Here is a 24,824-nt window from a genome sequence, read left to right as displayed (position 1 = left end):
CAATTGGCTGTCGGAGCCACAGTTGAGCCGACGAAATAAAAAAACGTTATTCGATAATGTGCATCATTGCGCAGATTAGCGGTCCAGCAGTTGTTCTTCGAGTTGTTCCACCTGCTGTTGCAGCTTATCCAAAAAGCGGAGTTTACGCACCGTATCGGCCGCCGCCGACCACGATGCCTGCGCCAATTCGGACTGCATCTGCGCCGTGCGCTGCCGTGTCATGGCGGTTAACTGGTTGGCAAAATCGGCCAGTGCGGCTTCAGCCTCTTCCTGATGTGAAATCGCATCCAACTGCTCGCGCAGCTCCAGTTGCTCCATCAAAAAGGCAGTATCGCGCATCGTATGCTGCTCGTTACTCAGATCAAAACCGTGCAACGATAACATATATTCTGCGCGTTTCAGCGGATGTTTCAGCGACTGGTATGCATCATTAACCGTTGCCGCCTGCTGTACAGCCAGCAGACGCTCCCGTTCGGGCTGCGTGGCAAAACGATCGGGATGGAACTGACGTTGCAGTTCCTGATAACGAGAAAGGAGCAGGCTGCCATCCACATCGTAGTGAAACGGCAGCCCGAATAACGTAAAGTAATCCATAGTGCACTCGGACATTCTGGCGCTAACGGGTAGCGGCCCTGCGCCAATGCGTCACGAGCATGCTCCCGTTAACACGGGCAAAACGAATCAGACCGTAAAGCTTTCGCCGCAGCCGCATTCGCCGTTAACGTTGGGATTATTGAACTTGAATCCTTCGTTCAGACCTTCTTTGACGAAATCCAACTGCGTGCCATCGAGATAAACCAGGCTTTTGCCATCAATGATGACCTTTACCCCTTTATCCTCAAACACCACATCGTCGTCGTTAAGGTCGTCAACAAACTCAAGCACATAAGCCATGCCAGAACAACCTGACGTCCGCACACCCAAGCGCAGACCGACGCCTTTGCCTCGATTTGCCATAAAAGCGCTTACACGTTGTGCTGCGCTATCGCTAAGAGAAATAGACATACAACAACCTAAATATCGTTAGCACGCCTTCTGCCCAACGGGGTCACGCCGGGCAGCACGGTTCACCGACAGATTATTTCGCTGTGCGTTTGCTTTTGTAATCCGCGATCGCTGCTTTGATCGCATCTTCCGCCAGAATAGAACAGTGAATTTTCACCGGAGGCAGTTCCAGTTCCTCGGCGATCTGGGTGTTCTTGATCGCTTCGGCTTCGTCCAGAGGCTTGCCTTTCACCCATTCAGTGATCAGCGAACTGGAAGCAATGGCGGAGCCACAACCGTAGGTTTTGAAACGTGCGTCTTCGATAATGCCGTTGTCGCTGACTTTGATCTGTAATTTCATTACGTCGCCACACGCCGGTGCACCCACCATGCCGCTGCCAATCGAAGGATCGGCGTTGTCAAAGGAGCCGACGTTGCGCGGATTTTCGTAATGATCGATAACTTTTTCGCTGTATGCCATGATTAACGTTCTCCGTGCTGCGAATTAATGATGAGCCCATTCGATGGTGGTCAGATCCACGCCCTGCTTGAACATCTCCCACAGCGGGGAAAGGTCACGCAGACGTCCGATGGATTTCTGGACCAAATCGATGGTGTAGTCGATCTCTTCCTCGGTAGTAAAACGGCCGAGAGAAAAGCGGATCGAGCTGTGCGCCAATTCATCATTCATGCCCAGCGCACGCAGCACATAGGATGGCTCCAGGCTCGCAGAGGTACAGGCAGAACCAGAGGAGACAGCCAGGTCTTTTAGCGCCATGATCAGGGATTCACCCTCAACATAGTTAAAGCTGACGTTCAGGATATTCGGTGCGCCCTGCTCCAGGTCACCGTTAAGGTACACTTCTTCAATATCCTTGATACCGTTCCACAAGCGATGATGCAGTGCGCTCAGGCGAGCAACTTCTGCCACCATTTCTTCTTTGGCAATACGGTACGCTTCGCCCATGCCGACAATCTGGTGCACGGGCAAGGTGCCGGAACGCATACCGCGTTCGTGACCGCCGCCGTGCATTTGCGCTTCAATACGGATACGGGGTTTACGACGCACATACAGCGCGCCGATGCCTTTCGGGCCATAGATTTTATGACCAGAGAAAGACATTAAATCGACTTTGATCTTGCTGAGATCGATAGGCAGTTTGCCCACGCTCTGCGTGGCATCAACGTGGAACACGATACCACGGCTGCGGCACATCTCGCCGATAGCGGCAATGTCTTGTACCACACCAATTTCGTTGTTCACGTGCATGATGGAAACCACAATGGTGTCTTCACGCATTGCCGCTTCGAGTTCGTGCAGGTCAATAATGCCGTTACGCTGCGGCGCGAGGTAAGTGACCTCAAAGCATTCACGCTCTAACTGACGGCAGGTATCCAGCACGGCCTTATGTTCGGTCTTGCTGGTAATGATGTGCTTGCCTTTCTTCTGATAGAAGTTGGCGGCACCTTTGATAGCCAGGTTGTCGGCTTCGGTCGCTCCGGACGTGAACACAATTTCACGCGGATCGGCACCCACCAGATCGGCGATTTGGTTACGCGCGATATCCACTGCCTCTTCCGCCTGCCAACCAAAGCGGTGAGAACGGGAAGCCGGGTTGCCAAACGTACCGTCCAGGGTAAAAAACTGCATCATTTTTTCAGTCACGCGCGGGTCAACCGGCGTCGTGGCTGAATAGTCTAGATAAATGGGTAACTTCATTGCTCATAAACTCCTTACATCACTTCAAAACGTACAATGCGTTTTGTTTTTATTATTCCTGCGAGGATGAACTGTCAGGCACGCAGATTAACATTAATGGTTTCTTGAATACGTCCGTTGGCGGTACGACGAATGTCAGCATCCTGACGATCCGCCACGTCCAGCACTTCCTGATTATTCACCAGTTCGTCCAGCGTGATATTGTTCAAGAAATCGGTGATACGGTCGCTGAGATCGCGCCACAGCGTGTGCGTCAGGCAGCGATCGCCACCTTGGCAGCCTTCACGCCCCTGGCAACGGGTCGCATCGACGGATTCGTCTACGGCAGAGATCACGGCACCAACGGCGATTTCATTGGCGTTTTTGCCCAGCAGGTAACCACCGCCCGGACCACGGACGCTGGAAACCAGCCCGTTTTTGCGCAAGCGAGAGAACAGTTGTTCCAGATACGACAGCGATATTCCCTGCCGCTCGGAAATATCCGCCAAAGGAACCGGCCCTTCTTTGGAGTGTAGCGCCACATCAAGCATGGCGGTAACGGCATAACGGCCTTTTGATGTCAGTCTCATAATAGTGGTACCTGTAGATAAAACAGCTTATTATCGAACACGGTTATTATAAACATGCACTGTGAATGCATGTACTTACATAGCACCCTTTGAGTCTGACATTCCCGAGTATTTTAGTCAACTATTTAACCAAGTAATTCACTCAAGTATTTCTTCGCTACTTTTCTATTCCTGACCGTCATGCCGGTTTTTTTGTACCGAGCTTAAAATGCCGCGCAGAATGGCTAACTCCTGCTCTTCCGGGCGGGCACGGGTAAATAAACGGCGCAGCTTGTGCATCACCTGCCCCTGATGAGCCTTACGAATAAAACCGGTGTAGTGCAGCGTTTCTTCCAGATGGGTATAGAAGCGTTCCAGATCGTCAACCAGCGGGTAAGGTTCTTTCGCAATCTGCGGTGCTCCCTGCGCCTGCAAATCCAAATGCGCAACGCGCACTTCATAAGCGATCAGTTGTACTGCCATCGCCAGATTTAACGAACTGTACTCGGGATTGGCGGGAATGCAGACGTGATAGTGGCACTTTTGCAGTTCATCGTTGGTTAACCCCACGCGCTCGCGGCCAAACACCAGCGCCACCGGTGCGTGCTGCGCTTCGTGCGCACCGCGCACGCCACATTCGCGCGGTTCGAGCATTGGCCAAGGCAGCGAACGGGAACGCGCGCTGGTGCCAACCACCAGGTTGCAGCCAACCAGCGCTTCATCCAAGGTATTGACCAGCGTGGCGTTACCAATAATATCGCTGGCACCGGCGGCCAGTGCGATCGCCTGTGAATCCGGTTTGATCAGTGGGTTCACCAGATAGAGGTTCTTTAACCCATATCGTTATACACATCTTTCTAACGCACTGTTTAATCAATGAGTTACGGGTTTATCTCAGAGTGGCATTTTGAACCTCAAAAAGCCAATGGGATGGCTTGAATGCCTTAATTCACGGGGTTCTGAGCATCCTGTTCAAAAAATGGCCAAAAGATGTGTATAACGATATGTCTTTAACCCCATGGTTTTCATCGCTCTGGCGGTGGACCCCATGTTGCCCGTGTGCGAGGTTTCCACCAGAACGATACGAATATTCTCTAACATGTTGACTCGGCAGTGTAGTGGTCAACTAATATTGGCCACCGCATTAGACTGTATGTAGAACAGTCGCTCAGATTCGTTTGGAGTTAAGCCGCCGTTATACCAGTGAGGCCGGATAGCGCTGTAATACCCCGTGATGTAGCGGATAATCGCGTCCTGGGCTTCGCTGAAGCTGTTGTAACCCTTTGTCGGCACCCATTCTGTCTTCAGGCTGCGGAAGAACCGCTCCATTGGCGCATTATCCCAGCAGTTACCCCGCCGACTCATACTCTGCTTTATCCGGCAGCGCCACAGGGCTTGCCGGTATTGACGGCTGGTATAGTGGCTGCCCTGGTCGCTGTGGAACATGACTCCTGTTGGTTGTCCCCGGAGTTCCCAGGCCATCTGCAACGCTTTAACTGTCAGCGCCGAGTCCGGCGACGTCGACATGGCCCAGCCCACCGGTTTGCGGGCGAACAGATCTAGCACCACCGCAAGGTAAGCGCAGCATTTGCCCGTCCAGATGTAGGTCACATCGCCGCACCAGACCTGATCCGGCGCGGTAACCGCGAACTGGCGGTTGAGATAGTTCGGTATTTCAACGTGTTCATTGCCGCCGCGTTTGTATTTGTGAGCCGGTCGCTGGCAGCTGGCGATACCCAGCTCCTTCATCAGCTTGCCAGCCAGCCAGCGCCCCATTTTGACACCGGAGCTGCCGGTGACGATGGTCGCGATACTTCGAGCGCCGGCAGAGCCGCCGCTGGCGTTCCAGGCTTCCATGACGCGGCTACACTTAACCACGCGCTCACCGTCGGGTTCATTAGCGGAAGCCTGCCAGTGCCTGTAGCTGCTGCGATGTACCTCAAAAGTTTGGCACAACGCCGTGACCGGGTATCGCGCCCTCAGCCTGTCGACTACCGTGAACCGTTGAGTGAGTCCGACATTAAGAGCGCCGTAGCCTTTTTTAGGATTTCGTTCTCCATTTCAAGGCATTGGACTTTTTTCTTCATCTCACGCAGCTCGAGCTGTTCAGGGGTAAGAGGAAGTCCCGTTGGCGTTTTTCCCTGTCGTTCAAGGCGAAGCTTATTGACCCAGCGACTAATGGCAGAATGGCTGACATTAACCGCCTCTGCGGCCTTAACGTATGTGTAGCCGTGGTCGACAACCAGCTTTGCGGCTTCGAGCTTAAATTCCGCCGTAAAATGTTTACCCATGAGGTCACCTGTCGTGTTGATGAGGTGAGCATATCACCTCCGATCAGGTGGCCAGTATCAGTGTGCCACTACAGTATCAGTGTGCCACTACAGCAGTAAGAAAAAAGAAAAAGAGTGAAAAACAAGATTAGTGTATCACAGACTTCGCTATTTTCTCTTTCCCCTGCTATACTGCGCCTCGCTTTCTGTTCTTTAACATCCTAGTGGACGATACCATGCATCCGATGCTTAACATCGCTGTGCGCGCTGCGCGCAAGGGCGGTAATTTAATTGCCAAGAATTATGAAACCCCTGACGCCGTTGAAGCGAGCCAAAAAGGCACCAACGACTTCGTTACCAACGTTGACCGCGACGCCGAACGCCTGATTATTGAGGTGATTCGCAAATCCTACCCCCAGCACACCATTATCGGTGAAGAATGTGGCGAAGTAGTCGGTGAAGACGACACAGTGCAATGGATTATCGATCCGCTGGATGGCACCACCAACTTCGTTAAACGTCTCCCCCATTTTGCTGTTTCCATTGCAGTGCGCATTAAAGGCCGCACTGAAGTCGCTGTGGTTTACGATCCGATGCGCAATGAGCTGTTTACCGCCACGCGCGGTCAGGGCGCACAGCTGAACGGCTATCGTCTGCGCAGCGGCAACGCGCGCGATCTGGAAGGCACCATTCTGGCGACCGGCTTCCCTTTCAAGCAGAAACAGCACGCGACCCCTTACATCAATATGGTGTCAGCCCTGTTTACCACCTGCGCTGACTTCCGTCGCACCGGTTCTGCCGCGCTGGATCTGGCCTATGTGGCTGCGGGCCGCGTAGACGGTTTCTTCGAGATTGGCCTGAAACCCTGGGATTTCGCTGGTGGCGAGCTGCTGGTGCGTGAAGCAGGCGGTATCGTGACTGACTTCGTCGGCGGCCACAACTATCTCGCTTCTGGCAATCTGGTGGCGGGCAACCCGCGCGTGGTGAAGTCCATTCTGGCAGCCATTCGTGAACAACTTAGCGAAGCCCTGAAACGCTAAGGCAGTCCTTTGTCCCGTTCGCCGTTCGTGGGCGGGGCAACATCTGATATTTTTCCTTACATTGCGTTCCTGTTAAGTTTTGGCGTATGGTAATACGATAATGATTATCAAATGCATTACATCTGTCTGATTTGTATTAGGAGAGGCCTAATTCATCAGGACAGGTGGTAACGGGACGACACCATGTTTAAAAAATCCATCAACTCGCTGTTTTTCACCGCACTCCTTGCCACACCGTTTTTCAGCCACGCCACACAATATCCTTTAACTGTCACCGATATGGCGGGCAATACCGTTACGCTGCAACAAGAGCCGAAGCATCTGGTGCTGCAAGACGGGCGCGATATTATGGCGCTGGCTCTGCTGGATCGCGACGATCCATTCCAGCGTTTAGTGGCGTGGAACAACCTGCCGAAAAAACAGGATACCGCTACCTGGAACCTGTTGAAGGGCAAATGGCCGGACGCAGAAAACATCCTTGATATGGGCTTTGGTGACAAAGGCGATATCGAGCTGGAAAGCGTGCTGGTGAAAAAACCGGATTTGATGGTGGCGCAACTGCGTGCCAAAGCGTCACTGGAAGGCAATGGCGTCGTTAACAAGCTGAACGAACTGCACATTCCATTGCTGTTTGTCGATTATGAAATCGATCCGGCCAAGAACACCGCAGACAGCATCGATCTGCTCGGCAAGGTGCTTAACCGTGAAGAGAACGCTAAAGCCTATACCGACTTCTACCGTCAGCACTCCGCAGACATTCAGCAAAAAACCGCAGCGATTACGCCAAAACCGCGCGTGTTTATCGAACCTATCGCGGGTAACAGCTATGCCTGCTGCTTTAGCCATAAAGATAACGGCTGGGGCGGTTTGCTGAGAGCGGTTGGGGTGACCAATATCGCCGCCGATCTGCTGCCGGGTGCCACTGGTTTTATCTCACTGGAAAAAGTGATTGCGGAAAAACCGGATGTTTACATCATGACCGGTTCCAAACGCGGCAACAGCGCCAACAAAATTCTGTCTTTCGGCTATAACGCCACCGCTGAGGATATTCAGTCCAAAGCTGATGTGCTGCTAAGCCGCCCGGGTATCGATCAGGTTCCCGCCATTAAGGCCGGTCAGGTTTACGGGGTGTATCACCATTTCTATAACCATCCGTATAACATTGTCGGCATGGAATATCTGGCGAAAATTGCCTATCCGCAAGCGCTGGTAACGTTAAATCCGGATCAAACTTACCACGATATCGTGCGTCGCTTTACCACGCTTCCAGACACACCGTTTATCTTCAGTCAAAAGTTGGCCAAGTAGTCGATGAGTACAACCACTGACATCAGCCGCCAAAAGGCGGCTGACTCGGATATCCTCCGTCATTATCAAGATATTCTGCGCCATCGGTTGCTGATCATGCTGCTGCTGATCGCCGCCATCGTGGCTTCCCTGCTGTTGGATTTCACCATGGGGCCATCCGGGCTTTCACTTGATGTGCTCTGGCAAACGCTGACTAACCCCGCGCAGGCCGATGCCGGCACGCGGGTGATTGTGTGGGATATTCGCCTGCCCTACGCGCTGATGGCGCTGATCGTCGGTCTGGCCTTAGGGTTGGCAGGCGCAGAGATGCAAACTATCCTGAATAACCCGCTAGCCAGCCCGTTCACGCTGGGCGTCTCCTCAGCGGCCGCCTTCGGTGCTGCCCTGGCGATTGTGCTGGGGATTGGTATCCCCGGCATTCCGGCTCAGTGGTTTATCTCCGCCAACGCCTTTCTCTTTGCGCTAATGGCCGCACTGTTACTTGATGGCATTACCCGCTGGACCAACGTCGCGACGTCCGGCGTGGTCCTGTTCGGTATCGCGCTGGTGTTCACCTTCAATGCGCTGGTATCGATGCTGCAATTCATCGCCAATGAATATACCTTGCAAGGACTGGTGTTCTGGACCATGGGCAGCCTGGCGCGCGCCTCATGGGAAAAGCTGGGCGTACTGCTGTTGGCGCTGGTGGTATTAATGCCGCTGTCGTTTATGAGCTCATGGAAGCTCACCGCCTTGCGTCTCGGGGAAGATCGCGCCACCAGTTTTGGCATCAACGTGCGCCGTTTACGTCTGGCGACGCTGCTACGCATCAGTATTCTCTCTGCGCTGTCGGTGGCGTTTGTCGGCCCGATCGGTTTTATTGGTATGGTTGCGCCACACATTGCCCGCATGGTATTCGGCGAAGATCATCGCTTTTATTTGCCCGCCAGCGCCCTGATTGGTGCACTGGTGTTATCACTGGCATCGGTGGCGTCTAAAAACCTGATCCCCGGCGTGATTATTCCTGTTGGGATCGTGACATCGCTGGTTGGGGTGCCCTTCTTCCTGAGTATTATTCTGCGCCACCGGGGGAATGTATGAAGCAGACGTTGTCGCACACCGGTTTGCGTATCTCCCGTTTCGAAGCCGGTTATCCGAAACGACAAATCATTCACAACCTCAATGTGCCGCTGTTGCCGCGCGGTAAAATCACGGTGCTGCTTGGCCCCAACGGCAGCGGTAAATCAACGCTGCTGCGGGCACTGGCCGGACTAGGCAACGCCAACGGTGAACTGCATCTGGACGATACCGAACTGATGCAATTGCCGTTCGCCAATCGTGCCGAGCAGGTGGTTTATCTGCCACAATCCTTGCCCGCAGGCGTGCATTTGCACGTGCTGGAGTCGATCATCGTGGCGCAGCGGGCTTCCGGTGGTTTGAACTCACGCGAGAAAGAGAATGAAGTGTTGACGCTGCTGCGCCAGCTCGGTATTGAACATCTGGCAATGAGCTATCTGGACCAACTCTCCGGCGGCCAAAAACAGCTGGTAGGGCTGGCGCAATCGCTGATTCGCCAACCTTCCCTGCTGTTACTGGATGAACCGTTAAGCGCGCTGGATCTCAACTACCAGTTTCACGTCATGGATTTGGTGCGTAAAGAGACGCGCAAGCGCAATATCGTCACGCTAGTGGTGGTGCACGACATCAATATCGCCCTACGTCACGGCGACCATGTGCTGATGCTGAAAAACGGTGAGCTGATTGCCGACGGCGCGCCTGCCGAAGTGATCAGCGCTGATAGTTTGGCGCAGGTGTATGGCGTACGCGGGCGCATTGAGCGCTGTTCGCTGGACATACCGCAAGTGATGATTGATGGGTTGGTGTCTGAACCGACGATATGATTGCTGACGATCCCATCTAAAACGGCCATTGTCACCCACCTCCGTCATTCCCGTGCAAGCGGGAATCTCTTGCAGATGAAACGCGTTTCTTCTCACAGAGACCCCCGGCTTTCGCCGGGGATGGCAAAGGGGAAAATGACTTTGTCATCAATTCAAACCCTCGTTATGCGGGCTTTTTTATGGGTAATTATTTCTGCTGCGGTGGCAGCGTTACCCAATATCCCGGTTGATACGGCAGCGGCAAGAACTTCTCATGAAAGGTTCTGAACGTCGCGTCCGGATCGATATACTTAAACAAATCCGGATGCAGCCATTTCGCCATCGCCTGAATCGCAACAAACTGATACGGGCTATCGTAGAACTGGTGCCAGATAGCGTGGGCATTGCCGTTGGTCGCTACCGGCAAGGTTTTGAACGCAGAACGCTGCATCAACGCAGTCAGACGTTTGGTGGCTTCCGTCGTGTCCGCCCCAGGCCCCACGCCAACCCACTTGTTCGCCGTGTTGTAATTATTCCAGTTAGCCCCCGTGACAATCACCACATCCGGACGAGCGCTAATGATAAATTCCGGATTCAAGGTACCAAAGGTGCCGGGGATCGCCGTTTTGGCGATATTGCTTCCACCGGCGACTTCCACCATTTTGCCAAAGTTCTCATCACCAAAGGACATGCATAACTCATCATCATAGCCGCCAGCACGATCGATCATGACTTTCGGACGCGGTCCCTGATAATTTTTCAGGCGATCTTCCACCACGGCGATCTGCTCGCGGCGAAACTGAACGATCTCCTCGGCACGCTGCGGCTTGTTCAGCAGTTGCCCCATGATACGGATGCTCTTTTCCGCATTCTCAAACGGCTTCTCGCGGAAATCGATAAACACCACCGGAATACCCAACTGCCCCAGCTTTTCAATCAGTTTGCCTTCATCCGTCGCCGCTTTTGACTCCAGGTTCATCAGCACCAAATCAGGTTTGAGCGTTAACGCCTGCTCAACGTTAAAGGTGCCGTCTTTCGCGCCGCCAAACGTTGGCAGCGATGTGATGCTCGGGTACTGTTTTTCATAGGCCTTATAGCCATCAAAATCTGCTTTGGGCAGATCGTCACGCCAACCAACCACGCGTTTAAACGGTGCTTCGGTGTCAAAGGCCGCCAGCAGGTAAATCTGTCGCCCTTCGCCTAAAATGATGCGTTTGGCTTCTGCGGCAATTTCAACCTTGCGACCACTAACATCTTCGATAATGATTGGGGCGGCATACGACAGGCAGGTGACACTCCATAACGCGATGGTAGCTATCCAATGTAGCGTTTTCTTCATTTTTATCCCTGGTTTTTATATGAATAATGAGACTCATTATCATCTTTAAAATAATATGCTGCGCGCCAGAGCAGACGCAATGGATTTTTGACGTCAGGCACGTTCAGAGAGAAAAACCAGAATCAGGCACGTCAGGAGAACGGACGGATACCACCGTTAATGGCAGGTTGCGCCGAGATATAAAGCAGAACCCCCACGCCAAACAGTACCATACCACCCGCCAGCGACAACGTGCTCCAGGCGGTCTGTTGCCACAACGTAGGCGAACGTGAGCGACCCATACGTTCAATCACTCGGCGGCAAAAGAACACCAGCAGCGCCAACACCGAGAGGGTAATGGCCGTGCCCAGCGCCATGGCGAGTGCAGAAGCAACGCCCCAGGCAAACACACCGATCACTTTGGAGAACAACAGCACCAGGATAGCCCCCGAGCAGGGACGCAACCCCATAGCAAACACAATCGCCACTCGGGTACGCCAGCCATCACCACGTTGCAATTCCTCCTGGGAGGGGAGATGACGATGGCCGCAACCGCATACGCCATCATCCGTCACGGGCGATAACGGCGCTAACGGTAACGGCCGCGCCTCTGCGGTTAACACGTGAATACGCTGAATATTTGGTTTGCTGGCATGTCGGGCATGGGTAATAGCCGCCCACAGACGTTTAAGGGCGCGCACGCTGAGCCACAATCCCAGTAGCGCCACCAGCATAAAACTGGCCTTTTCCATCCAGAAACTGCTGGCGTGCAGTGCCCGGCTGGAGAGTTGCAAAACCCCCAACGTGACGCTCACTAACCCAATCGCCATCATGCCTTGCAGCAGCGAGGATGCCAGCGTCAGTTTCAGACTATTTTTAAGCTGCGTCGGATGGGTGGCAAGGTAGGTGGCGATCACCACTTTACCGTGTCCCGGCCCCACCGCGTGCAAGATGCCGTAGACCAGACTGAACGCCAGCAGGCTCAGCCCCGCCTGATGCGGCTGTTCGTGCACCGCCTCAAGCAGCGCTGACATCTGTTGATGCATCACCTTCTGCCAGGCAACGCTTTGCAGCAGAATATCCGGCCAGTAGCGCAGCACCACCTGAGCCCCCAGCGCCAACAGCAGTAAAAAAACCACTAACGGCCACAGGCCAAGACACAGTCTCAAGGTGTGATGACGTTTTCGTTTTTCAAACACAGTCAGTGGCATTCCAGCGTAATTTGTTGTGCAAACTGTTTGCCCAGCGCCAGATCCTCATCGGGGGCATCGGCTTTATCCAGCGACAGCGCATAAGAACGTAAATCAGCGCTGGGTTTCGGGGTAAATAGCGCTGTTTTACAGTGTTCCGCCAGCACAGGCGCGAGGCGGACAGCGTTTTTATCCTGATAGGACATATCGACAAAATAAGTCGGGTCATAGGTAGAAATCTGTAGCGGCGCGCCTTTCAAAGGCTGTGGATGCGCCAGCGGCAGCACAAACTCCAGCACCGCTTTGTTACCTTGACGCGACAGATGATATTCTGTCGGCAGCGGTTGAAATTTCACCGCTGCGTTATCCCGGTAGATCTCAGTAAAATAGTGCTGGCCCAACACGTTCGCCATCACTTCCGCCGCCAGCTTTTTCCAGATTTCAGAGTCACTTTTCGCCTTGCCCGCATCGTAGAGCAGATCTGCTGAGGTGATCGGGTCCATCGTCCAGTGCATACGCAACCCGGTGATGGTGTCATTCTCACCTTCAACCGTGGTTTGGATATCAATAAAACTGTGGGGATGCGCCCACACCGAAGGCGAGGCAAGCGACAGCAGCGAGAACAACACACCCCACCGCCACCCTAACCGAGCACTACAGCGACTGAAAGTGTTATAAAGTAACATAATGTATCGTCTCTTGACGCAGATAATGACACCCGGATTTTCCAGGTGTCAGACTGATGACAAAATCACTTTACCTCGTCATCCTATTCCAAAATGAACCTGATACCCGGTCTATGCGTGCTGAACGGGCGTGGAGGGTCGCAAAAACAGCGCGGGAACCACTAGCGCCGCCATCACCCAGAAGGTAGCGTGTTGCAGATGTTCAAACAAAAATCCCGACACCACCGTCATCACCGCAATGCTGCCGCCCATTGCCAGTGCCGAGTAGACAGCCTGCAAACGCAGCACGTCGCCACCGCTACGCGCAGAGATAAAGCGCATGGCGGCCAGGTGGCACAGAGTAAAGGTACCGCAGTGCAATATCTGTATCACAATCAGCCAGGGTAGCGCTACGGTGGCCCCCATCAGCCCCCAGCGAACAATGCCTGCCACCGCTGACAGCAGCAACAGGTCGCGGGCGCTGAAACGCGCAAACCAGCGTTTACTGAACATAAACACCACCACTTCAGCCACCACCCCCAGCGACCACAAATAGCCTATCACCGCTGGCGAATACCCGGCATCCTGCCAGTAGATAACACTGAAACCGTAATAGGCCGCATGCGCCCCTTGCAACAACGCCACGCAAAGCAGAAAGCGCCACACGCCCGCTTCACGTAACAATTGCGGCCAGGGGGTTACCGCCGCAGCGTGCTCGCCCCCCGCGCTGGCCAGTGGCATCACAGAAGGTCGCAGCAACATGCCCAACAGCATACAAACCAACCCGGCGGTCAGCGTTGCCAGGATTGCCGTGTGCCCCCAGGCGGCCACCAATTCACCGGTGACAGCAGAGCCAATCACAAAGGCTATCGAGCCCCAGACGCGCACTTTGCCATAATCCATAGCGATCTGGCGTTGCCAGGTGGCGGCCAACCCATCGTTGAGCGGCACCAGCGGTGAAAAGAACAGATTAAAACCCACAATCACCAGCAGCAACCATACCCAGGCATTTCCCAGCCAGAAACCCAGCGCAAGGAGCAGTGACAACAACGCCAAAAGACGTATCGCATTAATAAGATGAGCGGGATTTTTTACACAAGGCGTAATGAAGAGACTCCCTATACAGCGCGCGACCAGACCGGCACCAAGCAGCAAACCGATGTTTTCCGCGCTAAGGCCTTCCCCTTTTAGCCAGCCGCTCCAGAACGGCAGGAAAATGCCGTAGCAGAAAAAGTAGGTGAAATAACTGAGCGCCAGCCAGTAGGTGGATTGCAAAACCATCGTCTCTCCTTGTCAACTGCGCAGCACATAGCGTCACTACGGCGGCTACAGCCCGATCATCGCGCCCTAAAAAGGCGTCTTAGCCTAACAGGTAAGGCGATGGCTTCCCAGCGTGGGCTCGCAAAATTCAGTTTATCAGGCGCGGAGCTGAGAACGCTGCGCAGGGTCTTCACAGGGGACACGCATCTGCAATAAGGCAGGCCAAAGCGCAGGCCAATCGCCCTCATGATCCATATCGTGCACTTCACGCACATCGGCACAACGCCCGACAGCAGAAACAAAAAAGTGGGCAATAACCGAAGGCACAATGCGATCGGTATCGCCGCTGAAATGCAGTTGTGGTACTGCGGCAATCTCGCTCGCGACATCGGCCGGGTTAAGCGAATCGGGCATGGGGGCGACACGGTGTAAGCGATTAACCGCGACATGATTGAGGTTGCCCGCCACCGTGCGTAGCAGGGCAATGTCTTTACACCGTGCAGCAATCAACACCGCAATAGCGCCACCGCCAGAGTACCCGGTCAACACCACCGGTTGCCCCGGTGTCTGGCGCAAGTAGTGGGAAATGGCCGCATCCATCGACGCAACAACATCGGGTGCAAAACGTTTTCCCGTCCAGTATTCAGGGCGGCAAGCAGAGGCGTGCTCGGCAGCAGTAAATTGTCAGGGACGCGCCAGATAAACCACGTTGGTCGCCGTATCCTCCGCCGCTAATGCCAGCCCCATCGCACGTCGCGGCGTGGGGTCGCCCGATACCCGGTAGCGATCGCGCCAGGCGCGCCCATCCCCCTCGATATAGATATGTAAGGGCCTGTCGACACGCGTAATGCGCGTATAGGTGGTTAAGTGAAAAGGGGCGACACACAGCGTGCCATGTTGCAAATCACCGCGCTGCGCCAGTTGATCGGCATGATGACGCGGATCGGAGTTGCCAAACACACGTCTGGTGTACTTAGCCGATCGCGAAGCGGATATCAAGGCGTTGATGCAGCTCGCTGATGACCTTGGCACTCCGGCTGACTGGTTGATCCGTTCGACTCATAATCGCAGTCTGGACTGTAATGAGAAGCTTTGGCAGAAGGTTGGAAAGACCGTGCCGGTGGGAGAAATCCAATTCGTTATGGCGGCTCGCGCGGGGCAGAAGGCGCGTACGGTGAAACAGGTGCTGCGCGTGAAGCAAGTGTCGCTGCGTTGCGGGTTGGCAGTGACTTGTGTGATAGCCAAGGAAATTGAGCCGCCAGCAGGCGTGAAGCCGGTCGAGTGGCGGTTGCTGAGCAATCGCGTACCTGAAGGACGAGAAGATATCGTGGAGCTGATCGACTGGTATCGGGCTAGATGGGAAATCGAGATGTTCTTCAATGTGCTGAAGAACGGCTGCTGTGTCGAAGCGTTACAGTTATCGACCGTGGATCGCATTGAGCGGGCATTGGCGCTGTTCATGATCGTGGCATGGCGCATCGCCTATTTAATGCGTATGGGACGAACCTGTCCAGAGCTGGACGCAATGTTGTTCTTTGATTCCGACGAGACTCATGGAGCTTACCTACTGATGAACAAGCGTATGCCCAAGGGCCGCCCTAAGCTAAACGAAGTATTGCGCTTAGTTGCGCAACTCGGAGGCTTTCTTGCTCGAAAAGGCGACGGTGAACCAGGCGCAAAAACTATCTGGAAAGGCTTGCAGAAAGTCATGACGGCCGCCGAAACGCTACGCGCGCTCAGGCACGAACAGAGATGTGTATAACGAGGTGGCTATAGGTATAAGGTTGAAAACGAGACATGCCGAAACGCTGAATGAAATCCCGTGCACGAGTAATAACCTGTATTAGCTCAGACCTGATCTGACAGTTACCGGTTATTTATACAGGTGTCTGTCAGATTAAATCTGGTTCAGATTTTTTTCTGCCCAGACTCGTTTACCATCAAGTAACGTGGCCATTGGCGTACGCCCGCAGCACATTTTACCCTGATGAGTTCGCTCATTATTGTAATGCCACAACCAGTTGTCCAGATCCTTTTGTAGACTTTCTAGGTCCTCGTATAACGTCTTACGGAACGCAACCTGATAAAAATCCTGCAAAATAGTTTTATGGAAGCGCTCGCAGATACCGTTTGTCTGCGGAGACATCGCTTTCGTTTTCGTATGGTCTATATCGTTGATAGCCAAGTACAGCTGATAGTCATGTTGTTCCACTTTACCGCAGTACTCCGTCCCCCTGTCCGTCAGTATTCTTAGCATTGGCAGCCCCTGAGCTTCGTAGAACGGCAGCACGCGATCATTGAGCAGGTCGGCGGCAGAGATCGGTGCTTTACTCGTGTAAAGCTTGCAGTGCGCCACTTTCGAGTACGTATCCACGAACGTCTGCTGGTAGATACGGCCAACACCTTTCAGATTACCCACGTAGAAGGTGTCCTGCGACCCCAGATAACCCGGGTGAGCAGTCTCTATTTCACCACAGGCTTCGTCGTCGTGCGCCTTCTTCTCCAGTGCAGCGATTTGAGCATCAGTAAGTACGATGCCTTCTCTTGTAGTGGTCAACTAATATTGGCCACCGCATTAGACTGTATGTAGAACAGTCGCTCAGATTCGTTTGGAGTTAAGCCGCCGTTATACCAGTGAGGCCGGATAGCGCTGTAATACCCCGTGATGTAGCGGATAATCGCGTCCTGGGCTTCGCTGAAGCTGTTGTAACCCTTTGTCGGCACCCATTCTGTCTTCAGGCTGCGGAAGAACCGCTCCATTGGCGCATTATCCCAGCAGTTACCCCGCCGACTCATACTCTGCTTTATCCGGCAGCGCCACAGGGCTTGCCGGTATTGACGGCTGGTATAGTGGCTGCCCTGGTCGCTGTGGAACATGACTCCTGTTGGTTGTCCCCGGAGTTCCCAGGCCATCTGCAACGCTTTAACTGTCAGCGCCGAGTCCGGCGACGTCGACATGGCCCAGCCCACCGGTTTGCGGGCGAACAGGTCTAGCACCACCGCAAGGTAAGCCCAGCATTTGCCCGTCCAGATGTAGGTCACATCGCCGCACCAGACCTGATCCGGCGCGGTAACCGCGAACTGGCGGTTGAGATAGTTCGGTATTTCAACGTGTTCATTGCCGCCGCGTTTGTATTTGTGAGCCGGTCGCTGGCAGCTGGCGATACCCAGCTCCTTCATCAGCTTGCCAGCCAGCCAGCGCCCCATTTTGACACCGGAGCTGCCGGTGACGATGGTCGCGATACTTCGAGCGCCGGCAGAGCCGCCGCTGGCGTTCCAGGCTTCCATGACGCGACTACACTTAACCACGCGCTCACCGTCGGGTTCATTAGCGGAAGCCTGCCAGTGCCTGTAGCTGCTGCGATGTACCTCAAAAGTTTGGCACAACGCCGTGACCGGGTATCGCGCCCTCAGCCTGTCGACTACCGTGAACCGTTGAGTGAGTCCGACATTAAGAGCGCCGTAGCCTTTTTTAGGATTTCGTTCTCCATTTCAAGGCATTGGACTTTTTTCTTCATCTCACGCAGCTCGAGCTGTTCAGGGGTAAGAGGAAGTCCCGTTGGCGTTTTTCCCTGTCGTTCAAGGCGAAGCTTATTGACCCAGCGACTAATGGCAGAATGGCTGACATTAACCGCCTCTGCGGCCTTAACGTATGTGTAGCCGTGGTCGACAACCAGCTTTGCGGCTTCGAGCTTAAATTCCGCCGTAAAATGTTTACCCATGAGGTCACCTGTCGTGTTGATGAGGTGAGCATATCACCTCCGATCAGGTGGCCAGTATCAGTGTGCCACTACATCTGGCAACTTTTTCCTCAAGTGCCTTCAGGCGCTTACGAAAGTTTTCCAGATCGTGTCGTTGCCAGATGGAGCGCACACCGCTGCCAGAAATGAAGACGCCTTTTTTACGCAGCTCATTACTGGTCCGGTGCTGGCCATGAGCCGGGAACTCAATGGCGTAATCAACAACCGCACGTTCAGTGGCTTCATCAGCACGGTTTTTCAGGTTGGGAACCCGGCGGTTTTGGTTAACCAGAGCGTCAATGCCGCCTTCTGCCGCCAGTTCCTGATAGCGATAAAACGTGTCGCGTGACACCCCCATGATTTTACAGGCTTTTGATACGTTACCGAGTTCTTCGGCGAGATTGAGCAGGCCGGCTTTGTGTTTGATGATGGGATTGTTAGTATGAAGCATGAGAGTTACCTCGTGTTTTGTATAAGGATTCGACACCCATATCAAAACCGGTAACTCTCAACCTTTCAAGGTCCAGTGTCAGATCAAGTCGCGACTAATACACCTAATCCCCCCAGACGCCAATTATCGTTGACCTCACCATCGCCCCCTAACATCACGCCAACGAAGTGTCCGTCGTAACCCGCGATATCCCCCTGCTGACCTCGGTTGACCTTGCCGCCAAAGGCTTGCCCCCACGCTACCGGACCGTCATCATTTTCCCCGGTCGAAATACCGCTGCCTGCGCCTGCCAGACGAATGGCTTCACCGCGTTGCGCCAATACGTCCAGTACCGACATGGCGGGCAGTGCTGCCGCCTGTACCGAGGCTGAGGCGATCGCCGCTGGGCTAAGTTGCGCCCCCGCACGGTTAGCCTCTGCTGTATCGCCTACCGCAGCGCCGGCGTTAAACAGATTGAGCAGGGACGACTCCGTACCACCATAGTTAAACAGGCCGTTCAATGCGGAGATGGCGTTTGACGTCGTCGCGTAACCAATCGGCTTGTAGTCGCCATTGCAGTCACCGAGCGTCACCACCAGATCGCTGGTGCTACCGTGCGTTACCGTATTACCGGTAAGCAGTCCGGTGTAATTCTCAGCCCAGTAATCCAGTTTGTCGGCGTTGTAATCGGTACCATCACTGTTTGCCCGAATCACCACATAGCGCTGCCCTTGTGCAAACGCATATTGGCCGTTACCCATTAGCCCCACGTGAGATCCGCTGACGATATTGGCGCTGCCGGACACCACCAGGCGGCCATACCCGTTGTAGGCGTTGATATCACCGTTGGTAGCAAGGTAGTTATTGACACCAAACAGCAGGCAGGCACCGCCGCCCTGCTGATAGTCGCCGTCGATCGTGAGCACATTGTTGACCATCAGTTGGGCTGAGCCATTCACCAGTTGACCTTCCCCCAGAATGACGTTGTCATTCAGCACCGTATTGCCCGTAACAAAAGTCAGGTCACCGGCCGCAATGGAAATGGTGCCGATACTGCCTTTGTCATAGCCAGTCAAGGTCCCGATGTCCTCGCCTTCACTGCCAAAGAAGGTCAGGCCGCTGGTAGAGTAGATATTTCCTGCAATCACCCCATCGTTATAAATCGACCCGATACTCCCGCCATCAATGGAGAGGGCGGCAGACTCACCGCTGATAATGCCTTCATTGCTGAGGGAGCCAAGGGTACCACCGTTGTAAATTCCCATGGCGATATTGGTGTCGATGGAGCCCGAGTTGAAAAATGTCCCGACATAGGAACCACCTTCCACCACCAGGTCATCCTCCACATCAATCAGTCCGCTGTTATTAATGGCGGCGATCGTACCGACAGCGTCTTCCGGGTTACCAAACGCACCGATACCCAGATTGGCACTCAGGGTACCCGAGTTGAAGAAGGTACCTACATACCCGCCGCCTGATACAATCAGCCCATCGTCAGCATCAATAAGGCCAGTGTTGGAAATAGATCCAATCGAACTTAACTCTTCGACATTGTCACCAAACACGCCAATACCTAAGCTCGCGTTGATGGTATCGCCGTTAATTAATGACGCTACGCTGGCATCATTTTCCAGAACGATCCCCGCGTCACCGGTAATCAATCCGGTGTTACTAGTGGAATAGATACTGGAACTGTTGAGCAGGATGGCGGCGTCGTTATCAGAGGAAATCACACCGGAGTTGACGAATTCATACAGCATGGCGTCATTTTCCAGCACGATGCCCTTGTCACCACTGATCTCACCAGAGTTCTCGAAAGAGCATAGGTTGCTCGCGTTGATTAAAACGGCCGTATCTTCATCACCTTCGATATACCCGGAGTTGTTGAATTCCCCCAGAAAGCTGCTGTTCTCGAGGTAAACGCCCTTATGTCCCGAAATGGTGCCGGTGTTAAACAGCGAATCAATGTTACCCGCATCACTCCAATACCACTGTTGTCACTGGCAGAAATTAAACCGGAGTTGGTTAATGGACCGATCGACCCGGTGTTGTAAATCCCATCACTACCTGTGATAACGCCAGCGTTGCTGAGCGTACCAATGGTTGGTAATACCTTCAAATAGTTGGCTTTTGTGATATTCTGCCGCTATTTGAGGTTTCCACGTGGTTACTGTTTTTGTTCATTGCCCTCGCTGCCATTCAGATAAAGTTTATCGACATGGCCTTAGTCCAACTAAGCGCGAACGCTTCCGGTGTCACTGCTGTCGCCGTGTATTCCAGCTTACCTACCGCTATGAAGCGCGAAAGCCGGGAGTCAAAGAGCAGATCGTTGATATGGCCTTCAACGGTGCCGGTGTTAGCGATACCGCCAGAACGTTGAAAATCGGCATCAATACGGTCATCCGGGCTTTAAAAAGCTCTCGCCCCGCAGGATAACGTCTTCTCCCGTTGCTCACGCCGACGTCGCCCTTATCTGTGAACTTGATGAGCAATGGAGCTTCGTTGGCAGTAAGGCGCTACAGCACTGGCTCTGGTACGCTTACAATACCAAAACGGGCGGTGTTCTGGCCTACACTTTTAGCCCCCGAACCGATGAGACCTGCCGTGAATTGCTGGCTCTGTTGACATCGTTCAACATCGGCATGATTACCAGTGACAACTGGGGCAGCTATGCAAGAGAGGTTCCGAAGCAGAAACATCTGACTGGCAAGATCTTCACGCAACGCATAGAGCGCAATAACCTGACGCTCCGTACCCGCATTAAACGACTGGCGCGTAAAACGATTTGCTTCTCGCGCTCCGTCAAGATCCACGAAAAAGTCATCGGAGCCTTCATCGAAAAAAACATGTTCTACTAATTGGAGTCATTACCCAATGGTTGAGGTATTGGTGACGCCGAAATCGGTTCCGGTGATCGTACCGGTATTGGTTATGCTCAGATAATCCTGCGCAGTTGTGATGATCAGGCCGCTGATGTTGGTGGAAACATCGATCGATGCAGCGGATGATGGGTAAGTAGAAAGAACGCCTAGTACAGCACTTACTGCCACCACCAACGGTTTGACTTTGAATGACGAAGACCTCATCCGGTACTTCTCCCAATATATAATAAATTATTGATATTTAATCATTCCACTTATATTGATAGTTTATTAATTAATAACCATGAATAAACATAATTTATGATTATTAATTAAAAGCAAACCTCCTGGAAACAGCATGTTTGCTATCAGAACTGTCTCAAAGGGTAGACGGGGCGCGGGAGAAAACTTTCATATTCTGATTCTTGCTATCAGAGGGTCAGGGCTGATATATCAGAGGCTTACGCGAAGATGGTGAGAAAGAGCGGTAAAAAAAACGCCAGCCCGAGGGCTGGCGTTAACTTATCGGTGACTGGCTATCAGGCATAAACCGGGAAACGCTCACAAATAGCGAGGACTTTTTGTTTCACGCGTTCAATGGTCGCTTCGTCATTGATGTTATCCAGAACGTCACAGATCCAGCCTGCCAGCTCACGCACTTCCGCTTCCTTGAAGCCACGACGGGTTGCCGCTGGCGTACCGATACGGATACCGGAGGTAACAAACGGGCTCTTCGGATCGTTCGGCACGCTGTTTTTGTTAACGGTAATATTAGCGCAACCCAGAGCGGCATCGGCTTCTTTACCGGTCAGGTTTTTGCTTACCAGATCGAGCAGGAACAGGTGGTTGCTGGTGCCACCAGAAACCACGTTGAAACCGCGCGTCAGGAACACCTCAACCATGGCCTTGGCATTCTTCGCCACTTGTTGCTGGTAAACTTTGAACTCAGGTTCCATCGCTTCTTTCAGCGCAACCGCTTTACCGGCGATAACGTGCATCAATGGGCCGCCCTGGCCGCCAGGGAAGACGGCAGAGTTCAGTTTTTTGTACAGTTCTTCATCACCACCCTTGGCCAGAATCAGGCCGCCGCGCGGACCCGCCAGCGTTTTATGGGTAGTGGTCGTGACGATATGCGCATGAGGAACTGGGTTAGGATAAACGTCAGCCGCGACCAGACCCGCAACGTGTGCCATATCCACAAACAGATAAGCACCAATGCTGTCAGCGATTTCACGCATTCTCGCCCAGTCAACCACGCCTGAGTAAGCAGAAAAACCACCTACGATCATTTTCGGTTTGTGGGTTTGTGCCAGTTCAGCCATTTCTTCGTAATCGATTTTACCGCTTTCATCGATACCGTAAGGAATCACTTTGTACAGTTTGCCAGACAGGTTAACCGGAGAGCCATGGGTCAGGTGACCGCCGTGAGCCAGGTTCATCCCCAGAATGGTATCACCCGGTTGCAGCAGCGCGGTATACACGGCAAAGTTGGCCTGGGAACCGGAGTGCGGTTGCACGTTAGCGTAGTCAGCACCGAACAGCGCTTTAGCACGGTCAATCGCCAGTTGCTCTACGATGTCAACATATTCGCAGCCGCCGTAGTAACGTTTACCGGGATATCCTTCCGCATATTTGTTGGTTAACTGAGACCCTTGAGCCTGCATAACACGTGGGCTGGTGTAGTTTTCTGACGCTATCAGTTCAATATGCTCTTCCTGACGCACCACTTCTTGCTGCATCGCGTGCCACAGTTCGGCATCGTAATCGGCAATGTTCATTTCACGCTTTAACATCCGCATCTCCTGACTCAGCTAACTATATGTACAGTAAAAATGCCCGCAACGGGTATTGGCCTATAGTGTAAACCGTTTATCCCCTTGCATGATAGGGCTTGACAGAGGTTTTTACACAAACGATTAGCTTCAAGCAGCACAAGGCTTAGCGGCCTAATGACTTCATGTGCAGGCAAGGGAGTTTTCTTCATCTGCATCCTGCATTTTCTTCATTATTGTGTTCCCGTTGGCACAATAAACACCAACACAAAGCAGGGATTTACAACGGGTCAATGCTCGAATAAGATGCATTTAAAACACATCTTATAAAAACACCTGGAGTCACCATGCTAAATAGCTGCTCCTAATACCGCTACACTTTTGCCTGTCCATGTTTTCCACTGATCTTGACCCACCATCTCCGGACAGCTTTTGTATCTTAAGTTAACGATGCCCACTGGCGCCGATATTCTCTTGGGGAGTTGTATCCCAGCGCACTGTGCGGATGGTTTTCATTGTAATGATTGAACGCCGCTGCAAGATTCTTCAGCGCTGTTCGCACATCGGGTTTTGGCATGAAAGCGATGTAATCTTCCTTCATCGTCTTCACGAACCGTTCTGCCATGCCGTTACTCTGTGGACTGCTCACTGCTGTTGTGCAGGGCTCCAGATTCAGTTCTCTGGCGAACTTCCGCGTTTCATGCGCTGTGTACGCTGAACCATTATCCGTCAGCCATTGCACTGGTTTATCCGGCAGCGCGCTACCGAAGCGTTTTTCCACCGACCTCAGCATCACATCCTGCACGGTTGAACTGTCATAACCCCTGGTGCTCGCTGCCCAGTCTATGGCCTCCCGGTCGCAGCAGTCCAGTGCGAACGTCACCCGCAGCTTCTCGCCGTTGTCACAACCGAACTCGAAGCCATCTGAGCACCAGCGCATATCGCTCTCTGCTACCGCGATTTTGCCTTTATGCTCCCGCTTCGGACGTTCAGTTTTATCATGCAACAACAGCAGGTTATGCTCATATCGTTATACACATCTTTCTAACGCACTGTTTAATCAATGAGTTACGGGTTTATCTCAGAGTGGCATTTTGAACCTCAAAAAGCCAATGGGATGGCTTGAATGCCTTAATTCACGGGGTTCTGAGCATCCTGTTCAAAAAATGGCCAAAAGATGTGTATAACGATATGGGTTATGCTCGCTCATTATCCTGTAAAGCCGTTTGGCGTTCACCGGTGGAAGTCCCTCTGCACGACGTTGCTTACCCAGGATACCCCACACTCGGCGGTAACCGTAACTGGGCATGTCGCTGATGATACGGAGGATGTCCGATAATATCTCAGCATCAGCTTCGTCATTACGCCGGTTGCTGCGCCTGTCCAGCCAGTCGGCAGAACGGTTAACCCGCAGTGACAGCTGCGCACGCGACACGCTCATGGCGCGGCTGACCAGAGCTATTCCCCGTCCTTTGGCAACAAGGGCGCGTGCGCTATCCATTTTCGCGACTGGCCGTACTCCACTGCTTCTTTGAGGATCTCAACTTCCATCGTCTTCTTACCCAGAAGGCGCTGTAGCTCCCGGACCTGCTTGAGGGCAGTCGCCAGCGCCGAAGCTGGAACCACTTCTTCTCCGGCCGCAACGGCGGTGAGGCTTCCTTCCTGGTATTGCTTCTTCCACTTAAACAAAAGGCTGGGCTGGATGCCATGCAGGCGGGCTACATGGGAGACGTTCATCCCCGGCTCCATTGTCTGCTGAATGATGGCGATTTTCTCTTGCGGAGTTTTACGCTTACGGACTTCTTGCCCTAACAGGATCCCGGTCATTTCAAAATTAGCATGATTGTTAGACATATACT

The 24,824-nt window shown here is 53.2% G+C and carries 21 protein-coding genes and 6 pseudogenes; 6 read left to right on the top strand and 21 right to left on the bottom strand.

Annotation, left to right across the window (positions count from 1 at the left end; genetic code table 11):
- Positions 1 to 75: 75 nt before the first annotated feature.
- The 7 genes and pseudogenes from hscB to ACWWJF_RS18030 form a co-directional block, all read right to left on the bottom strand.
- On the bottom strand, positions 76 to 594 hold the full coding sequence (gene hscB, locus ACWWJF_RS18060) for a co-chaperone HscB (RefSeq protein ID WP_455870202.1): 519 nt from the start codon (positions 592 to 594) through the stop codon (positions 76 to 78).
- 87 nt (positions 595 to 681) lie between these two features.
- A complete protein-coding gene (gene iscA / locus ACWWJF_RS18055) occupies positions 682 to 1,005 on the bottom strand; it encodes an iron-sulfur cluster assembly protein IscA (protein WP_196905571.1) in 324 nt (107 codons plus the stop codon).
- A 73-nt stretch (positions 1,006 to 1,078) separates the two neighbouring features.
- A complete protein-coding gene (iscU, locus tag ACWWJF_RS18050; RefSeq protein WP_455870201.1) occupies positions 1,079 to 1,465 on the bottom strand; it encodes a Fe-S cluster assembly scaffold IscU in 387 nt (128 codons plus the stop codon).
- A 24-nt stretch (positions 1,466 to 1,489) separates the two neighbouring features.
- Positions 1,490 to 2,704: an IscS subfamily cysteine desulfurase gene (locus ACWWJF_RS18045; protein WP_455870200.1), complete on the bottom strand. Its 1,215-nt coding sequence runs from the start codon at positions 2,702 to 2,704 to the stop codon at positions 1,490 to 1,492.
- A gap of 74 nt (positions 2,705 to 2,778) precedes the next feature.
- Positions 2,779 to 3,273: a Fe-S cluster assembly transcriptional regulator IscR gene (iscR, locus tag ACWWJF_RS18040; RefSeq protein WP_264623420.1), complete on the bottom strand. Its 495-nt coding sequence runs from the start codon at positions 3,271 to 3,273 to the stop codon at positions 2,779 to 2,781.
- 165 nt (positions 3,274 to 3,438) lie between these two features.
- Positions 3,439 to 4,089: pseudogene (gene trmJ / locus ACWWJF_RS18035) on the bottom strand (tRNA (cytosine(32)/uridine(32)-2'-O)-methyltransferase TrmJ); the annotation flags it as partial.
- 285 nt (positions 4,090 to 4,374) lie between these two features.
- Positions 4,375 to 5,543 (bottom strand): IS3 family transposase gene (locus ACWWJF_RS18030; RefSeq protein WP_455868740.1). Its coding sequence is split into 2 segments (ribosomal slippage): positions 4,375 to 5,288 and positions 5,288 to 5,543, totalling 1,170 coding nucleotides; the frame shifts between segments, so codons are not numbered across the junction.
- A 215-nt stretch (positions 5,544 to 5,758) separates the two neighbouring features.
- Between ACWWJF_RS18030 and suhB the strand changes: the two genes are divergently transcribed.
- The 4 genes from suhB (at position 5,759) to ACWWJF_RS18010 (ending at position 9,750) form a co-directional block, all read left to right on the top strand.
- The gene (suhB, locus tag ACWWJF_RS18025) at positions 5,759 to 6,562 is read left to right on the top strand and encodes an inositol-1-monophosphatase (protein ID WP_438814002.1); all 804 of its coding nucleotides are present in this window, start codon (positions 5,759 to 5,761) and stop codon (positions 6,560 to 6,562) included.
- Positions 6,563 to 6,745: 183 nt separating this feature from the next.
- On the top strand, positions 6,746 to 7,870 hold the full coding sequence (locus ACWWJF_RS18020) for an ABC transporter substrate-binding protein (protein WP_455870199.1): 1,125 nt from the start codon (positions 6,746 to 6,748) through the stop codon (positions 7,868 to 7,870).
- A gap of 3 nt (positions 7,871 to 7,873) precedes the next feature.
- A complete protein-coding gene (locus tag ACWWJF_RS18015; RefSeq protein ID WP_455870198.1) occupies positions 7,874 to 8,950 on the top strand; it encodes a FecCD family ABC transporter permease in 1,077 nt (358 codons plus the stop codon).
- A complete protein-coding gene (locus tag ACWWJF_RS18010; RefSeq protein WP_455870197.1) occupies positions 8,947 to 9,750 on the top strand; it encodes an ABC transporter ATP-binding protein in 804 nt (267 codons plus the stop codon). Before ACWWJF_RS18015 ends, ACWWJF_RS18010 begins: the two co-directional genes overlap by 4 nt.
- Before the next feature lie 187 nt (positions 9,751 to 9,937).
- Here ACWWJF_RS18010 and ACWWJF_RS18005 read toward each other — a convergent pair whose 3' ends face one another.
- The 6 genes from ACWWJF_RS18005 to ACWWJF_RS17980 form a co-directional block, all read right to left on the bottom strand.
- Positions 9,938 to 11,068, bottom strand: coding sequence for an ABC transporter substrate-binding protein (locus tag ACWWJF_RS18005; protein WP_455870196.1), 1,131 nt, complete (start codon positions 11,066 to 11,068; stop codon positions 9,938 to 9,940).
- Between the two features lie 131 nt (positions 11,069 to 11,199).
- Positions 11,200 to 12,258 (bottom strand): nickel/cobalt transporter, encoded by a 1,059-nt coding sequence (locus tag ACWWJF_RS18000; protein ID WP_455870195.1) that lies wholly within the window; start codon positions 12,256 to 12,258, stop codon positions 11,200 to 11,202.
- A complete protein-coding gene (locus ACWWJF_RS17995) occupies positions 12,249 to 12,923 on the bottom strand; it encodes a DUF1007 family protein (protein ID WP_455870194.1) in 675 nt (224 codons plus the stop codon). Before ACWWJF_RS17995 ends, ACWWJF_RS18000 begins: the two co-directional genes overlap by 10 nt.
- A gap of 111 nt (positions 12,924 to 13,034) precedes the next feature.
- The gene (locus ACWWJF_RS17990; RefSeq protein ID WP_455870193.1) at positions 13,035 to 14,183 is read right to left on the bottom strand and encodes a 3-phenylpropionate MFS transporter; all 1,149 of its coding nucleotides are present in this window, start codon (positions 14,181 to 14,183) and stop codon (positions 13,035 to 13,037) included.
- 135 nt (positions 14,184 to 14,318) lie between these two features.
- Entirely contained in the window at positions 14,319 to 14,762 is a 444-nt protein-coding gene (locus ACWWJF_RS17985; protein ID WP_455870192.1) for a hypothetical protein, read from the bottom strand.
- Between the two features lie 84 nt (positions 14,763 to 14,846).
- The gene (locus ACWWJF_RS17980; protein WP_455870191.1) at positions 14,847 to 15,122 is read right to left on the bottom strand and encodes a hypothetical protein; all 276 of its coding nucleotides are present in this window, start codon (positions 15,120 to 15,122) and stop codon (positions 14,847 to 14,849) included.
- Here ACWWJF_RS17980 and ACWWJF_RS17975 point away from each other — a divergent pair.
- A pseudogene (locus ACWWJF_RS17975) lies at positions 15,112 to 15,924 on the top strand (IS4 family transposase); the annotation flags it as partial. The gene ACWWJF_RS17980 and the pseudogene ACWWJF_RS17975 sit on opposite strands and share 11 nt — an antisense overlap.
- A gap of 135 nt (positions 15,925 to 16,059) precedes the next feature.
- On the opposite strand, the pseudogene ACWWJF_RS17970 reads toward ACWWJF_RS17975, so the two are convergent.
- The 4 genes and pseudogenes from ACWWJF_RS17970 to ACWWJF_RS17955 form a co-directional block, all read right to left on the bottom strand.
- A pseudogene (locus tag ACWWJF_RS17970) lies at positions 16,060 to 16,707 on the bottom strand (integrase core domain-containing protein); the annotation flags it as partial.
- Between the two features lie 8 nt (positions 16,708 to 16,715).
- A protein-coding gene (locus ACWWJF_RS17965; protein ID WP_455868400.1) for an IS3 family transposase occupies positions 16,716 to 17,884 on the bottom strand; the annotation gives its coding sequence in 2 pieces (ribosomal slippage) (positions 16,716 to 17,629 and positions 17,629 to 17,884; 1,170 coding nt in all).
- A 73-nt stretch (positions 17,885 to 17,957) separates the two neighbouring features.
- Positions 17,958 to 18,353: pseudogene (locus tag ACWWJF_RS17960) on the bottom strand (helix-turn-helix domain-containing protein); the annotation flags it as partial.
- Positions 18,354 to 18,436: 83 nt separating this feature from the next.
- Positions 18,437 to 20,110, bottom strand: coding sequence for an autotransporter outer membrane beta-barrel domain-containing protein (locus ACWWJF_RS17955; RefSeq protein ID WP_455870190.1), 1,674 nt, complete (start codon positions 20,108 to 20,110; stop codon positions 18,437 to 18,439).
- Positions 20,111 to 20,495: 385 nt separating this feature from the next.
- On the opposite strand from ACWWJF_RS17955, the gene ACWWJF_RS17950 reads away from it, so the two are divergent.
- A protein-coding gene (locus ACWWJF_RS17950) for an IS1 family transposase (protein WP_455870189.1) occupies positions 20,496 to 21,190 on the top strand; the annotation gives its coding sequence in 2 pieces (ribosomal slippage) (positions 20,496 to 20,736 and positions 20,736 to 21,190; 696 coding nt in all).
- Between the two features lie 9 nt (positions 21,191 to 21,199).
- On the opposite strand, the gene ACWWJF_RS17945 is transcribed toward ACWWJF_RS17950, so the two are convergent.
- The 4 genes and pseudogenes from ACWWJF_RS17945 to ACWWJF_RS17930 all read right to left on the bottom strand — a co-directional run.
- Entirely contained in the window at positions 21,200 to 21,388 is a 189-nt protein-coding gene (locus tag ACWWJF_RS17945) for a hypothetical protein (RefSeq protein ID WP_455870188.1), read from the bottom strand.
- Between the two features lie 344 nt (positions 21,389 to 21,732).
- Positions 21,733 to 22,986, bottom strand: a complete 1,254-nt coding sequence (gene glyA / locus ACWWJF_RS17940; RefSeq protein ID WP_455870187.1) for a serine hydroxymethyltransferase — start codon at positions 22,984 to 22,986, stop codon at positions 21,733 to 21,735.
- A 418-nt stretch (positions 22,987 to 23,404) separates the two neighbouring features.
- Positions 23,405 to 23,983: pseudogene (locus ACWWJF_RS17935) on the bottom strand (DDE-type integrase/transposase/recombinase); the annotation flags it as partial.
- Between the two features lie 183 nt (positions 23,984 to 24,166).
- Positions 24,167 to 24,792, bottom strand: a pseudogene (locus tag ACWWJF_RS17930) (transposase); the annotation flags it as partial.
- Positions 24,793 to 24,824: the final 32 nt, after the last annotated feature.

The sequence above is a fragment of the Symbiopectobacterium sp. Eva_TO genome (genome assembly GCF_053848865.1).
This window is presented reverse-complemented; position numbering and strand designations above follow the sequence as displayed.